Here is a 16,549-nt window from a genome sequence, read left to right on the forward strand (position 1 = left end):
CAACCAAACTTTCTGTTATGAAAAATATATTGTGCGTTACTTCTATCATTATTTTTTCTTTAATTATTTCTTTTAATGCTAATGCGCAGGGCTGTGTGGCTATTCGTGGTAATGGCGCCACATGCTTATTAGCACACCCCGATTCTACCGCACCAAAATGGACTTTTGGAACCAATTATCGTTATTTCAGATCTTATAAACATTATAAAGGAAAAGACGAACAATTCGAACGTGTGGAGCAAGGCTCAAATGTAATCAATTACCAAACAGCGGTAGACCTTACACTGACGAGAAATCTAACTAACAGGTGGTCTGTTATGATAGATATGCCAATGCTTGCAAATACACGTTCCTCTCTTTATGAGCATGGGCTCGTAAACGGTGTATATATAAAACAGGAAAGACATTCAACACATTCTTATGGTGTAGGAGATATACGCTTTGCAGTGTACAGGTGGATGCTTGATCCTGCAAAAAGTAAAAAGTTCAACTTTCAGTTAGGCCTTGGTATTAAACTTCCAACAGGCCAGGATGACTACCAGGATTACTGGTACAACGTTGGCCCGGATACAACAAAAGAATTGCGTACTGTAGACCAGTCAATACAATTAGGTGATGGTGGAACAGGCATTACGCTTGAGCTGAACACTTTTTACAACATAACCCACCATTTTAACTTCTATGGTAACTTCTATTATCTCTCTAATCCAAGAGAACAGAATGGGGTAAGAACTTACAGAGAAACATTGGCTCCTTCTTTATATAATGAAAACATTATGAGTGTGCCGGACCAATATATGGCAAGGTTTGGGTTTAACTATGCTGTAAATCATTTGCAGGTTAGTGCAGGTGTGCGTTGGGAAGGAATTCCTGTTTATGATCTTATTGGTGGCAGCGGCGATTTCAGAAGACCAGGTTACATCATGTCTGCAGAGCCTACGGTTAGTTATAGCTTTAAAAAAGTAAATGTATATGCAGCTGTGCCAATAGCTTTAGTGCGTAACAGAACACAGAGTGTAACAGATAAACAATATTCAGAAAAATATCACACATTCAAACAAGGTGATGCAGCCTTTGCTGATTACACTATCAATATGGGTGTGGCAATTAAATTTTGATATTCATTCAAATCTGTATTAGGATTTAAAAAAATCCTAATACAGATTGATAGTTCGCACTGCTGCATAAGATTACCGGAAGTACAAGAGTGCGACGCAAGTAAAGACGAAGAAAGAACGAAAAGAGGGGATCCAAAAGAAAGTAAACATACCACAACCATAACTATCAATGAAACAAAAAAACCGCATTATGAGAATTAGTGAACGTACAAAACAATATATGATTGCAGCAGTATTGGTAATTGCACTGCAAACACAAACTGCAAATGCACAAACAGATGCTGATGCCATTATGATGGCGAAAAATAATTTCTGTGTCGGTCCTATGTATGGCTACGGCAGTTGGGAAAATTATTGGGAAGGAACGTATAAAAGAAGCGCCCTGAACCTTGGTACTGTTTCATCCCAAATGGTTTCTGTAATGGGTGATTACGGTATCACGAGTAAACTTAATTTCCTCTTTGGCGCTCCATATGTGAAAACAAAAGCTTCTGCAGGAACAATGGCCGGAACAGATGGGATACAGGATCTTTCTTTATGGCTGAAATGGATGCCTCTTGAAAAAACGATCGGTAAAAAAACTACTTATGCCGTTTATGGCGTAGGGGGTTTTAGTACGCCGTTATCAAACTATGAAGGTGATTATTTGCCGCTTGCTTTAGGCCTGCACAGCACAACTTTTAGCGGAAGAGTGATTGCAGATATTCAGCATGGAGATTTCTTTGCTACCGCATCGGGTACTTACACCCTTAGAAATAATATTACTATAAACAGGGATGCTTACTATACCACATCCATGCATTATACAAATGAAGTAGATATGCCTGATATGGTTGCTGCACAATTCAGAGCGGGGTATAGAACAAATCGTTGGATCGCAGAAGCATTATTTGATTACAATAATACTATTGGCGGCTTTGATATAAGAAAGAATGATATGCCTTTTCCCAGTAACAATATGGACTGGACATCATTAGGTGTGAACATAAAATACAATTTCAAAAAAGTTCCGGGGTTATCCCTGGTTGGTGGTAGCAATTATGTATTGCATGGAAGGAATGTGGGGCAAAGCACCATGTTCAATGGAGGTGTGTTCTATATATTCAAAATGTCCAAATCTGCTGCTACATCTCATTCATGCAAATTATGCTCAAAATAAAATTGAAAAATTATTACCTCCTCTGATAATTCAAAATAATAAGAAATGAAAAAAATATTTTTTGCTATTGCATTAACAACAACCGTAGGACTTGTATATCTCGGTTGTTCAAAAGACATTCATGGAAGAACTGACGACCTGCCTGCATTGAATCCTTCAAACATTGACTTAGATGCAGGTTCATGGAAACTTGTATTATTATCACGCCCCGATTCTTTTGTGGTGGCAGCACCGGCTGCAACAAATCTTCCTGGTTATATCGGGGAACTAAATGAAGTAAAAGGGTTACAGGCAAACCTTTCTGATGATGAGAGAGATAAAATAAAATACTGGGGTGCAGGTGCAACTTTAAGATGGAATGAGATCATGCGTGAACTTGTTGCAAAATATAATCTTCCACCTTATCAAAATGAAGACGGCAGTTATCCGGCACCAAATGGTGCCAACCCTTTTGCATATCCACAATTCCCGTTTTCAAATCCACCTTATGCAGCACGTGCTTGCGGTTATGTAAGCGCAGCACAATATGACGCGCTTGTTGCTTGCTGGTACTATAAAAAACTATATAACAGGCCTGCGCCTTACAAAGTTGATTCAACTATTGGAGCTAATGCAATCGCGGTAAAAACAGATCTGCCCTCTTATCCTTCTGAGCAGGCAGTGCTGGCAGGTGTTACAGCAGAAATGATGAAGATGCTTTTCCCAACAGAGATTGCTTATATAAATTCAAAAGTTGATGAATTGCAAACAGCAACAATGGCTTCAGGCGCATGTGTGCGTAGCGATTGGGTTGCAGGCGAAACACTTGGAAGGCAAATAGCATCTGTATTTGCTGCGCGTGGCCGTACAGACAATACTTCAAAAGCTGGGGGGACACAAGCCCAGTGGGACAGTCTTGCAACAGCTACTGCAGCTAAAGGAGAAATTCCATGGCATAGTCTGGAAACACCTGCACGTCCGCCAATGTTACCTTTCTTTGGAAACGTAAAACCATTCCTGTTTGATTCATTGACTGTAAAAAATGTATTGCGCCCGGGCCCACCACCATCTACAGGAAGCGATGAAATGAAAAAGCAAACAGAGGAAGTGTATAGCTATACTTCAAACGCCACAGCAGAGAATCTTAAGATAGTACAGTTCTGGGCAGATGGCGCAGGAACATTTACACCGGCGGGTCATTGGGATGCTATTGCAGCGGAAGATTTTGTAAAACAAAATTTCAGTGAAGTAAGATGGGCACGCAATTTTGCCTTGCTCAATATGGCAGAAATGGATGCTGCGATAGTTTGCTGGGATGCTAAATATGCTTATTTCAATCCTCGTCCAAGCCAATTGAATCCTGCTATAAAAACATTAACAGGCGTTCCTAATTTTCCATCATATATATCAGGTCATTCAACATTTAGCGGTGCTGCTGCCGTAATACTTGGTCACATAATTCCGGAAAGAGCAGATGCCTATATGGCGATGGCCGAGGAGGCAGCTAAATCAAGATTGCTTGGCGGCATTCATTATAATGCAAGTGATTGTAAAGTAGGTATGGATGTAGGAAAGAACGTGGGTAATTATGCTGTACAGCGTGCATTAACAGATGGAGCAGAATAAAAATGAAATTAAATTTTTTGTCTAATAATAAGCGATTATAGGATACCTCCCTGTTTCTACGGGGAGGGCCTTCTATAATAAAATGAGCAAATGACTAGTGGGATAACAAAACAGAGATTGATTTTTTCTCATATAGATTAAGGCAGTTATAGTGGTTATCCTTCCTGTTTCTACAGGAAGGATATTTTCTAAAAAGAAGTATTATGGTATCATCTTCCAGACAAATAATCCGCATCGTTGCGTCGCACACTGCAACGTTTTATTCTTTATTGAGCAATAAATGCATTATTGTAAATACGCTAAAACCTGCTGCAGTATTAGGTTTAGGGAAAGAACTATTTTTTACGTTAATAGCAGATGTATGATTTTCATCATCTGTTATAATCGGAGGTGCTTCTATTTTTGAAGCCATCATTAAAACTTAAACAGCTTATGCAAACGAAAGTACTTTCAGCAGCAAATAAAAATTTTTACTCATCCTTATCTGTTTTAAGAGTAAGCGTCGGTATAGTGTATTTATGGTTTGGTGCATTAAAATTTTTCCAGGGAGTAAGTCCTGCCGAGCAGCTTGCTGCTGAAACAATTCATAGAATAACATTTGGTTTAATAAACGATCATACGAATTTGATGATGCTTGCAACCTGGGAATGTATGATTGGTGTAATGCTTATAATTGGAAAATTCATTAAACCAGTATTGGTGTTGCTGTTCCTGCATATGATTTGCACATTTACACCTTTTATATTTTTCCCGGAAGAAACATTTCGCCACGTACCATATGGCTTAACGCTTACAGGGCAATACATTATTAAAAATATTGTGTTCATTGCTGTGGCTGTTGTTTTGTGGAATGCAGAACAAGGCAAGTACGCAATTAATGAACAGTGATGCATAAGGTTGAATATAGAAATGAAGGTACAAGTGAGTGACACAACAGAAGATGACATTAGTAATACAGCTTGCTGCAAAAAGAATAACTTATAAAAATATCAGGCTATGAAATATTCGGTTAAGAACAGGATTGGGATATTTGTTTTTTGTTTTTTCCAGGTTGCAGTGGGCAAAGCGCAAAATGTAACGCAAGTGGCATCAGCAGATACAGTTTTAACAGGAGTGCTGGATAGTGTGGTGGTGAACTCTTTTATAAGAACACAAACTTTTCTTTCTGATGTAAATGGTGTGCAGATCTTTGCAGGCAAGAAAACGAATACTGTTCAGTTAAATCCCAATGGCTATAATCTTGCACAGAATGTAGCAAGAAATTCGTTTGCACAAATTCCGGGTTTAACCATGTGGGATATGGATGGCGCAGGCACTCAATTAAATATTGGTTCCCGTGGCACAGACTCGCATCGCAGTATTGAAATGAATATGCGGCAAAACGGATACTGCACCAATTCTGATATATTTGGTTATCCTGAGAATCACTATACCGTTCCATTACAGGCCGTGCAGGAAGTGCAGCTTGTACGTGGCTCTGCCGCATTGCAGTATGGACCACAATTTGGTGGTATGATGAATTTTGTAATGCGCAAAGGCGATAGCACCAAACCTTTTGAAATACAAAGTGAACAAACCACAGGCAGCAACAATCTTTTCAATTCTTACAATGCAATCGGTGGTACAAAAGGCAAGCTTAATTATTATGCGTATTTCGATTACCGCCACGGTGATGGATGGAGAGACAATGCGAAATTCAACTATCACGCATACTACATAAATCTTGACTATCATTTTAACAGTAAAGCAAGTCTTGCTTTCCAGTTTTCGAGAATGGATTATGTACAGCAAATAGCAGGCGGTTTAACAGACGCACAATTTGCTGCTGATCCAAAACAATCCGAACGATCAAGAAATTTCTTTCAACCGGTTATAAATATTCCTGCGTTGTTGTTCAGGTATAAATTGAATGAAGCAACGAGTTTGGAAATTACATCTCATGGTTTATTTGGTGAAAGAAACAGCGTACAGTTCATAAATACGGCAAACATTGCTGATACATTTAATCTTGCTTTGAACAGTTACAATCCAAGACAGGTAGACAGAGATTACTATTCAGCATTTACTACCGAAGCAAGAATACTGCACCAGTACAAATTAGGAAATGTAAAAAGTACACTGGCTGCAGGTTTACGGTATTTTACAGAACTTACAAAACGAAAACAAAAAGGCGTTGGCACAACGGGAAGTGATTTTGATTTATCGCTTGCAAACGATTATGGAATTAATCTTCGCCTTACAACGCATAACTATGCAGCTTTTGCTGAAAATATTTTTCAGCTTACGCCAAAATTTTCCGTAACACCGGGCATACGTTACGAAATAATAAAAACGGATCTTGATGGCGTAATTAATAATGCAGCAGATGCGGTGGCTTACAAAAGCAAAAGAAATTTTCCGTTGTTTGGTGCAGGTGTACAATACCAGGCTACGCCGCTTACACAGTTATATGGAAACATATCACAGGCGTACAGACCGTACCTGTATGCAAATGTAACTCCTGCAGACAGGATTGATAAAATAGACCCTTCTTTGAAAGATAGTAAAGGCTATGATATTGATCTCGGTTATCGCGGCCGTGTTAAAAACATATTCAGGTTTGATGTAAATGCTTTCTATCTTTTCTACGGAGACCGCGTTGGTTTGATAACGCAGCAGGATAATGCAGGTGACAACTTTTTGTTTACAACCAATATTGGTAACTCTGTTTCAAAAGGGGTAGAAGCTTACGTTGAATTATCATTACTGCGTTTAGTTAATGCCCGTAATAACAAAACTGATCTTCGGTTATTTAATTCTTTGGCCTACACGCATGCTACATATACAAGCGGCGTAATAAATAAAAGTGGCGTGAACACAAGCGTAGCCGGAAACTATGTTGAGAACATTCCGGCATGGAATAATAAATGCGGTATCGACTTTCGTGTAAAAAATATCAGTACCAGCCTGCAATACAGTTATACAAGTAAAACATATAACGACGCTTTCAATACCGAATACAGCAGTAATGGTGTGCTAGGCGCTATTCCTGCATATCATGTTTGGGACTGGAATTTCGGCTGGCAGTTTGCAAAAGCCTTTCGGTTTTCCGGTGGTGTAAACAATCTTGCCAATGCGCATTATTTCAATCGCAGGATTACTTTCTATCCTGGTCCTGGAATTTTACCGGCAGATGGCAGAACTTTTTATATAGGCCTTGGAATGAATATGTAAATAATAAAAGTAATAATAAGAAGCAAACACTGTGTTTCTACATGGTGTTTTTTTATGCTCAGTAATGAATTACAGTACAAGCGTGCGACGCAACAGGCGATGCTACATGCCCTGGGACGGGCTCAAAAAATTCTTATTTGCTATAAGGGTAAATTGTATCTTTCATTATCATTATAACCGCCAAAACGACTGCTATGCATAACTGGAAAATAAAGGTTTCTCTTTTCCTCAACTATTTTGTGTTTGCTATTTTACTGAATAGTTCCGGCATTGCAATATTGCAGGTGCAGAACAGTTTTGGTGTGTCCAAAGGTTCTGCTGCCTGGATCGATCCCTGTAAAGATTTCAGTATTGCTATTATGTCTTTTCTTGTGTCTTCTTACATAACAAAGATCGGTTACAGGCGTGCTATGCTGATTGCGTTGGGAGCTATTGCCGGTATCTGTTTTATTATACCAAATGTGCCCAGTTTTTTTGCAGTTAAATTATTATTCATTGCAGTAGGCGCCTGTTTTGCATTGATAAAAATGAGTGTTTATAGTACTATCGGCATCATAACGAAAGATTCAAAGGAGCATATTAGTTTTATGAATTTTATTGAATCATTTTTTATGATCGGTAATCTTACATTGTATTTTGTTTTCAGTTCTTTTGTTGATAACAATAACCCCCAATCTACAAACTGGCTGAATGCTTATTATGTTTTGGGTATACTTTCATTGCTTGCATTCTTGTTATTGCTGAGTTCTGTATTAGATGAATCTGCTATAAAATCTGAAGCCGAGAAACCCATCACCGAGCAGTTGAGTGATATGTTGAAACTATTTCTAAAGCCTGTTGTACTTGCGTTTCTGGCCTCTGCCTTTTTATATGTTTTAATAGAACAAAGCATACAAAATTTTCTGCCCACATTTAATAATAAAGTGTTGCTGCTGCCTGCAACATTAAGCATACAAATGGGAAGCATTCTTGCGGGCTCAACTGCACTTGGCCGTTTTCTTGCCGGAATTGTATTGAAAAAATTAAATTGGTTTTATGTATTGGTTGCTTGTCTTTTGCTTGCTGCAACGCTTGTGCTTATTGCAATGCCGCTTGCTAAAGAAGAAACAGGTACAGCAGCTACAGGATGGTTAAGTGCACCAATCGCCGCATATATTTTTCCATTGATCGGTCTTTTGTTGGCACCAATTTATCCTGCCATAAATTCTGTTATTCTAACATCATTGCCAAAAACACATCATGGTTTTATGTCTGGGCTTATTATTATTTTTTCAGCAATTGGCGGAACAGTTGGTTCATTGCTTACAGGAAATATTTTTGATGTTTATGGCGGGCAGGCAGCATTTTATTTCTCACTGGTACCGATGGCGCTTTTAATTATGTGCCTGTTCTTTTTTAATAAATTAAAGAAAGGCAATGATGTGGCTGAATTCAATACGATGGCTGGTCATTAAGTTTTTGAACCATACTTTTGAATAAATATTAAGCATCGTTGCGTCGCACTCTTGTACTGCAACAATGCTATTCAACATAACGGCAACATGTTTACCAACCAAAAAACATGTCATGAGTAAGAAAGAATTATTTCAATACACAGACCTTTTCGAAGCTGTACAAATGCAACAGGTTTTTGCTGATGGCAAAACATTTACAGATTGCATAGCAAAATTTCCACTGGAAGAAATTGATCAAAAATATCAGCAACAAAAAAACAATGCAGACTTCGATCTTAAAACATTTGTGTATGAAAATTTTACTGCCCCGGTTGCGCCACAAAGTAATTATGCTGCGCATGAAGCAGATGTGAAAGATCATATCAATAATCTTTGGACTGTACTTACAAGAAGTGCTGATGCAATTTCCTTCCCCACTGGGGGGGGTCAGGAGGGAGTTACTTCACTCATTGCATTGCCCTTTCCGTATATCGTTCCTGGTGGACGTTTTGGAGAAATATATTACTGGGATAGTTTCTTTACCATGCTTGGTTTGCAGGCGTCAGGAAAAGTTGATATAATACAAAACATGGTCGATAATTTTTCTTTTCTTATAGATCATGTTGGGTATATACCAAATGGTAACCGCACTTATTTTATCGGTAGATCTCAACCACCGTTCTATTCATTAATGGTCAGGCTACTTGCAGATGAAAAGGGAAATGATATATTAATAAAGTATCTGCCGCAGTTGGCAAAAGAATATACATTCTGGATGAAAGGAAGCGAGACATTGAACAAAAATAATATAACGGCGCATCATGCTGTACACATGCCCGATGGCAGTTTACTAAACCGTTATTGGGATGAAAATGATACACCAAGACCAGAATCATACAGAGAAGATGTAGAACTTGCGCATCATACAAAAGATAAAGCAACAATGTACAGGCACTTAAGGGCTGGAGCAGAGAGTGGCTGGGATTTCAGTTGCCGCTGGTTTAAAGATGTGAATGATTTTTCTACTATTCACACAACCGGGATCATTCCTGTTGATCTCAATTGTTTAATGCTGCACCTGGAAGAAACATTGTGCGAAGCATATAAGCATTCAGAAAATAAATTGCAACAAACTTTCTTTGCTGAAAGGGTAGAAAAGCGTAAAACTGCTATTCAACAATATTGCTGGAATGAGGAGCAACAATTTTACTTCGATTATGATTTTGTTTCTGGTAAACAAAAAGAATTGCAAACTATTGCTGCCGCGTTTCCACTTTATTTTAAAGTTGCTTCACAAAAGCAAGCAAAAGCTGTTGCTTCAATAACTGAAAAGAATTTTTTACAACCCGGCGGCGTAACAACCACACTTGAAGCAACAGGTCAGCAGTGGGATGCACCAAATGGCTGGGCACCTTTACAATGGATAACCATTCAAGGCTTGGAAAACTATGGTATGCATGATCTTGCAAAAGAAATAGCTATAAGATGGATCTCGCTAAATAAAAAAGTTTACCAACGCACCGGCAAACTCATGGAAAAGTATAATGTCTATAATACTGCGCTTGATGCTGGCGGCGGGGAATATCCATCCCAGGACGGTTTCGGCTGGACGAATGGGGTCTTGTTAAAACTGATGGAGATATACGATCAATAAGCATTCCTTTGCTAAAGATTCTCTAAGTTTGACGCATGCAAAAAATGCTGTTGTCGATTTTTATTATTGTAGCTGCTTCGTGTGCATCAAACAAAAATATCAGTTATACAAATTATGATTTCAAATCGCCAAATGGTGTTCCGGACTATAGTAACTTAGATTATTGGGCTGCACATCCCTGGAAGAAAGATCCATCAGACAGTTTGCCAAAAGCACTGCAAAAAAATTATACAACAGATTCTATTGTAGATATTTTTTTCCTGCATCCAACAACATTTGGCGATAAGACAATGAAACGCGGATGGAATGCTGGTATAGATGATTCAGCTATCAATCACAAAACCGATTTTACTACTATTCTTTACCAGGCAAGTATTTTCAACACAGCGGGCAGAGTATTTGCGCCACGCTACAGGCAGGCAAATTATTTCGCTTACTTTCCAACTGATACAGCAAAAGCAATCGCTGCATTCGACACTGCATACGATGATGTAAAAGCAGCCTTTGAATATTATCTCGCACATTACAACAACGGAAGACCATTCATCATCGCTTCGCATAGCCAGGGCACCACGCATGCAAAACGTTTAATAAAAGAGTATATAGAAGGCAAGCCTTTGCAAAACCGCATGGTGGTTGCGTATCTTGCAGGTATGCCTGTGGAGCCTGATTATTTTTATAACATTCCTGTGTGCACCAATCCCAATCAAACAGGTTGCATCTGTAGCTGGCGCACCTTTCGCGAAGGGCACACCGATTCATTTATCGATAAAGAGAAATTCACTGCTATCGTTACCAACCCGCTTACATGGGATAGCTCAAAAACTTCTGCAGGTCGTTTTGAAAACAAAGGAGCCGTATTGCAGAAGTTCAATAAACTAAAACCAAATGTTGCAGGCGCTGCCGTGCATAATGGTGTGTTGTGGACAAACCGGCCGCATTTCTTCGGCAGTATTTTTCTAAAGAATCCCAACTACCATATTGCAGATTACAATCTTTATTATTTAAGCGTAAGAGAAAATGCACAGCAAAGAATAAATGCTTTTTGGAAGAGATAGTTTTATAAGCGGGCTTAAAAATAAGTAGCATCAACTGTTGCGTCGCACTCTTCAAAGTTCATCTTTCAATTAGGCAAATGCCATTAATATAATTTCCTGTAATAGCGGTAAGATATTTTTATATTTAATGATGAAATCATATTTGCTTTCTTTGGCAATAGCATTTACTGGCGCCCAATTATATGCACAACAACCAATTGACAAATTAATTGCTACAGAAAAAAGTTTTGCAGCAACAAGTAAAGAGCAAACAACAAAAATTGCATTCCTTTCTTTCCTCGATAGCAATTGTATTGGCTATCGTAATGGTGAGCAGGTAAATCTTTTTGAAGAATACAGTAAACGCAAAGAAGACAGCAGTAAACTTACCTGGGCGCCAGAGTTTGCAATTATATCTTCGTCGGGAGATTTAGGTGCTACAACCGGTCCGTGGGAATACAGGCAAACATCTTTAAAGGATACATCTGTTGCGCATGGACATTTTGCAACCATCTGGAAGAAGAATGACAAAGGAGAATGGAAAGCTGTATTTGATATGGGGATTGGTTATAATGAAAAGATCAACAACAATAGCGAGGCTGCAAAGTTGGTTTTGAATAAACCCAAAGAAAAAGACAGCGAGCTTTTTTTATTAATGAATGTTGATATGAATTTCACCGATGAATTTGTTGCAGACAAAACTCCCGCAATAAAAAAGGCAGTAAGAGATGATAGCTGGTTTAGCATAAATGGCAGTGCGCCATTAAAGGGTGCTACGGCTATAAAAGCATCGGCAAATATTTTACCTGCGGGGATTAAATTCTTACCTATAGATCATATTGTTGTTTCAAAGAACACAGATATGTTTGCTGTTTATGGTAAAGCACAAACAGGAGATACCAAACAAGCGCACATGCGCTTATGGGTAAAAGAAAATAATGAATGGAAGTTATTGATGATGGTCATTCACTGATGCATAAAGAGCAGAAACGTACAAGAGTGCGACGCAACCAAAGTTTAATAGTAGCAATGCAGCTTAGTACATAAAAAAATGCCGGATGAAAATATTCATCCGGCATTATCATTTATAGTAAGAAAATTATCTTGGTCCCGGCGGGCACCATGTTTGCAAAAATGTTGTGTATAATGTGGCAAGGTGGCGCATAGTTCCCTCGCCTTCGCTTAAACCATGAGAGCGGTTCGGATAACTCATGAACTGGAATTGTTTGTTGAATTTAACCAGTTCATTAATGAGCATCTCCGCATTCTGGTAATGCACATTGTCGTCGCCGGTGCCATGTATATACAGCAAATGCCCCTGCAGGTTTTTTGCATAAGTAACCGGTGAGCCGTTAATGAAATCTTCTTTGTTCTCCTGTGGTAAACCCATGTAACGTTCCTGGTAAATGTTATCATAAGTAAGTTGATTGGCAACCGCTGCAACTGCAATACCTGTCTTATAAATTTCAGGATATTGAAACAAAAGATTGAGCGTTGTGGATGCGCCGCCGCTCCAGCCCCATACAGCAACGCGGCTTGTATCGAAGTAGGGTGATTGCAATAATTTCTTTGCAGCCATTGCCTGGTCGCGAATGTTAATGCGACCAATGTTTCTATAGATAGCTTTGCGCCATGCAGCACCTTTAGGCGCCGGCGTGCCACGGCCATCAAGGCTTACATAAATATAACCATCGGCGGGCATATCGCCTGCATAAAGAAAGTCATCTCCACTGCCCCATTCATCTGTAACAGTTTGGCCTGCAGGTTCTGTGTACACATAAAACACTACAGGGTATTTTTTTGTGCTGTCGAAATTTTTTGGTTTCACCATCCAACCATCGAGTGCTACATTATCTTCTGTTATAACCTGGAAGAATTGTACGTTTTTTGTTATTGTAGATGGATCAAATTTGTTGTTGTTGCCATCCAAAGACTTGTGCTCAGGAAGACTTACCCATTCTTTAAAGCCTTGGAAATTTGCATTGGAAAATTTATGTTGTGCAAATGCGCCGTTGGGAGAAACGATGTATTCGTGCGTGCCTTTTTCTGCAGCGGGCGAAAGCAATTGTTTATCTCCGGTGCCATCTAATTTGGTGCGATACAAATATTGCTGTGTTGCATTATCAGGCGATGCCATAAAATAAACATAGCCGCTTTTGCCATCAATTGCTTTGATGGTGATGATATCATAATTACCTTTTGTAACAAGCGTTTCTTTCTTTCCATCGCGACTGAAAATATAAATATGCCGCCAGCCATCTTTTTCACTTACCCACAGAAATTGTTTGCCATCATTCAGCCATTCCCAACCTGCGGGATCCCCATCATTCCATCTTTCTTTGATATCGATCCATGCTTTATCTGATTCGCTGTATATTTCTTTTGCTTCTGCAGTCTTTGCATTGCATACAAATATTTTTGCTTCATTTTGTTTGCGGTTGAGTTGCTCTAATATCAACTCTGTTGAATTGGCTGCCCATTCCATGCGCGGAATGTAGTGCTGCTGCTGATCTCCGGGAACATTCATCCATGTTGTTTTTTGTGTAGCAATGTCAACAACACCAACTTTGCATGCGGAAGGGCTTTCGCCAACTTTAGGATATTCAACAGGAATAGTGTAGGAGTAAATACTGTCTGTATTATTGATCATCAAAAAGTTCCTGATCTTGTATGCATCAATTTGCCAGTACGCAATGCTTTTGCCATTGGGGCTCCAGCGAAAACCATCGCGGCAGCCAAATTCTTCTTCATATGCCCAATCAAATGTGCCATTGATCAAACGGTCTGTACCATCTTTTGTAAGCTGTGTTATTTTATTTGTGGCTAAGTCTTCCAGGTAAATATTATGGCCACTTACATAAGCAACCTCAGATGCATCAGGAGAAAACTTTGCAAACATCAGTGATGATGCAGGTAATGATTTTCCTATTTGCGTAAGCTTGTTATCGCTAAGATCAAGAATCCAGTAATCTCCTTTTGTATCGTAGCGCCACACACGTTTTGAGTTGGTGTAGATCAATACTTTTTTACCATCTTCCGAGAAAAAAAAGTTGCGCACTTTTAGTGAAGTTGATGTACCCGTAGGAGTAAGTTGGGATTTATCTACAACTACCGTTTTGGTATCAGCGGGTAATGCATGCAAAACAATTCCTGATTGGCCGGCTTCATAATAACCAGTTCCATCAGATGTCCAGTGTACACCTTTTGGCGGTTGCGCAATTACAATTATATGGGAGCAAACAAAAAGGGTAAATAATAGAATTCCGCGTTTGAGCATAAAGAAAGATTTAGAATGCTGAAAGTAAAGTTTCTGCACGAATCTTTTGTACTAAAGATTGTGAAATTGATGAGCGGATGTATCAAAACACTAAGCATCGCACTGTGCGATGCTTAGTGTTTAAAATTTATACTGCTCTTTATGCGGATGAATGTACAGAACGTACAAGAGTGCGACGCAACAAAAGCTTAATACTTATTCTACGGCTTAGTACAAGATATTATCAGATCATCTCGCTTTGCAACAATGGATTTTTTACAGAGCTGCGCTGCTCACTATATTTTTTTACTGCGGCAATAAAACTTACAAACAAAGGCGCAGGTTTTTCAACAGTGCTTTTTAATTCAGGATGATACTGCACACCAATAAAAAAAGGATGCGCAGGAATTTCCATGATCTCCACCAAACCCGTATCCGGATTGGTTCCGCTGGCGATCATACCATTGCTTTCAAACTGCTCAAGGTAGGCATTGTTGAATTCATAGCGATGCCTGTGTCTTTCACTGATATGCGTAGTACCATAAATATTGTATGCAAGGCTGCCCTCAACGATCTCGCATGGATAAGCGCCCAAACGCATAGTACCACCCATCATCTTTATTTTCTTTTGCTCTTCCATCATATCAATAACAGGATCCGGCGTATTTACATCCATCTCCGTGGAATGTGCCTCTTTTAAACCTAAAACGTTTCTTGCAAATTCAATAACCGCCATTTGCATGCCGAGGCAAATGCCAAAGAATGGAAGGCCATTTTCACGTGCATATTTTACAGCGGTGATCTTTCCTTCAATACCACGGTGGCCAAAGCCAGGCGCAACAAGCAAGCCATCAAGACCATCTAATTTTTCAGCAACATTTTCATCGGTAATGAATTCACTGTGTACATTTACCACCTTTACTTTTACCTCATTAATAGCCCCTGCATGTATAAAACTCTCCAGTATTGATTTGTAGGCATCCTGCAATTCTACATATTTACCTATCAAACCTACCGTTACCGTGCTTTTTGGATATTTCAGCTTGTCGAGAAAATTCTTCCAGTTATTGAGATTTGGTTCCGGGAAAATACCAATGCCCAGCTTTTTCATGGTGATCACATCCAGTTTTTCACGCAGCATAGCCAATGGCACTTCATAAATGGTGGGTGCATCCATGGCTTCAATAACCGCTTCTGGTTTTACATTACAAAACAAAGCGATCTTTCTTTTGATATCATTACCCAAAGGTTCTTCTGTTCTTGCCACGATAATATCGGGATGTACACCTGTTTCGCTCAGCATTTTTACACTATGCTGGGTAGGTTTTGTCTTCAATTCTTTTGCTGCACGTAAGTAAGGAATTAATGTAAGATGAATTACCACTACATCATCTTCTGGCAATTCCCATTGAATCTGGCGCACTGCTTCAATAAATGGAAGACTTTCAATGTCGCCCACGGTTCCGCCAATTTCTGTAACAACGATATCATATTTGCCTTCTTTACCCAGCTTCAGCATACGACGTTTGATCTCGTCTGTAATATGCGGTACTACCTGCACGGTCTTACCCAGGAAATCGCCACTTCTTTCACGGTTTATAACGGTTTGATAAATACGGCCGGTAGTTACATTGTTTGCCTGTGTGGTAAAAATGTTCAGGAAACGTTCGTAGTGGCCAAGGTCAAGATCTGTTTCTGCACCATCTTCTGTTACATAACACTCTCCATGTTCATATGGGTTGAGCGTACCGGGGTCCACATTAATGTAGGGGTCAAACTTCTGTATCGTAACACTGAAACCCCTTGACTGCAGCAGCTTTGCCAGCGAAGCCGCAATAATTCCTTTACCCAGACTGCTCGTTACACCACCGGTAACAAAAATATACTTTGCCATATTATATGGTTAATTAGTTTATACTTTAATAAGCTGAATTTTTTTGTTATGAGCCCAGCTTTATCTTCTCTTGTCATCGCCTGTTGCGTCGCACTCTTCAGCGCTTTGTTCTTTGCCGGGCAGATCCGGTGCAGTCTAATTAACTATGCCCACTGCTTTTTATATACCGATAAAACAAAA

At 39.3% G+C, this 16,549-nt stretch carries 12 protein-coding genes; 10 read left to right on the forward strand and 2 right to left on the reverse strand.

All coding sequences use genetic code 11. The features are described from left to right. Positions 1-17: 17 nt before the first annotated feature. The 10 genes from FRZ67_RS14055 to FRZ67_RS14095 all read left to right on the forward strand — a co-directional run bounded on the left by FRZ67_RS14055 (position 18) and on the right by FRZ67_RS14095 (position 12,192). A complete protein-coding gene (locus FRZ67_RS14055) occupies positions 18-1,118 on the forward strand; it encodes a hypothetical protein (RefSeq protein WP_147190303.1) in 1,101 nt (366 codons plus the stop codon). 190 nt (positions 1,119-1,308) lie between these two features. Then, positions 1,309-2,277, forward strand: a complete 969-nt coding sequence (locus tag FRZ67_RS14060; protein WP_147190305.1) for a hypothetical protein — start codon at positions 1,309-1,311, stop codon at positions 2,275-2,277. Between the two features lie 45 nt (positions 2,278-2,322). Next, positions 2,323-3,882, forward strand: a complete 1,560-nt coding sequence (locus tag FRZ67_RS14065; RefSeq protein WP_147190307.1) for a vanadium-dependent haloperoxidase — start codon at positions 2,323-2,325, stop codon at positions 3,880-3,882. 203 nt (positions 3,883-4,085) lie between these two features. Next, positions 4,086-4,247, forward strand: a complete 162-nt coding sequence (locus tag FRZ67_RS23425; RefSeq protein ID WP_158638372.1) for a hypothetical protein — start codon at positions 4,086-4,088, stop codon at positions 4,245-4,247. Between the two features lie 67 nt (positions 4,248-4,314). After that, positions 4,315-4,770: a DoxX family membrane protein gene (locus FRZ67_RS14070; protein WP_147190310.1), complete on the forward strand. Its 456-nt coding sequence runs from the start codon at positions 4,315-4,317 to the stop codon at positions 4,768-4,770. 108 nt (positions 4,771-4,878) lie between these two features. After that, complete coding sequence (locus FRZ67_RS14075; protein ID WP_147190311.1) at positions 4,879-7,095, forward strand: TonB-dependent receptor family protein; 2,217 nt, start codon at positions 4,879-4,881, stop codon at positions 7,093-7,095. Between the two features lie 194 nt (positions 7,096-7,289). Beyond that, a complete protein-coding gene (locus FRZ67_RS14080; RefSeq protein ID WP_147190314.1) occupies positions 7,290-8,549 on the forward strand; it encodes an MFS transporter in 1,260 nt (419 codons plus the stop codon). A 112-nt stretch (positions 8,550-8,661) separates the two neighbouring features. Further along, on the forward strand, positions 8,662-10,182 hold the full coding sequence (treF, locus tag FRZ67_RS14085) for an alpha,alpha-trehalase TreF (RefSeq protein ID WP_147190316.1): 1,521 nt from the start codon (positions 8,662-8,664) through the stop codon (positions 10,180-10,182). Between the two features lie 35 nt (positions 10,183-10,217). After that, complete coding sequence (locus FRZ67_RS14090; protein ID WP_147190319.1) at positions 10,218-11,240, forward strand: DUF3089 domain-containing protein; 1,023 nt, start codon at positions 10,218-10,220, stop codon at positions 11,238-11,240. Positions 11,241-11,367: 127 nt separating this feature from the next. Continuing rightward, positions 11,368-12,192: a Cif family virulence factor gene (locus tag FRZ67_RS14095; protein WP_147190321.1), complete on the forward strand. Its 825-nt coding sequence runs from the start codon at positions 11,368-11,370 to the stop codon at positions 12,190-12,192. Positions 12,193-12,318: 126 nt separating this feature from the next. Here FRZ67_RS14095 and FRZ67_RS14100 read toward each other — a convergent pair whose 3' ends face one another. Both FRZ67_RS14100 and pyrG read right to left on the reverse strand, forming a co-directional pair. Beyond that, positions 12,319-14,496 (reverse strand): S9 family peptidase, encoded by a 2,178-nt coding sequence (locus FRZ67_RS14100; protein ID WP_147190323.1) that lies wholly within the window; start codon positions 14,494-14,496, stop codon positions 12,319-12,321. A gap of 223 nt (positions 14,497-14,719) precedes the next feature. Next, complete coding sequence (gene pyrG, locus FRZ67_RS14105) at positions 14,720-16,369, reverse strand: CTP synthase (protein ID WP_147190326.1); 1,650 nt, start codon at positions 16,367-16,369, stop codon at positions 14,720-14,722. Positions 16,370-16,549: the final 180 nt, after the last annotated feature.

The sequence above is a fragment of the Panacibacter ginsenosidivorans genome (assembly GCF_007971225.1).
Classification (GTDB): Bacteria; Bacteroidota; Bacteroidia; order Chitinophagales; family Chitinophagaceae; genus Panacibacter; species Panacibacter ginsenosidivorans.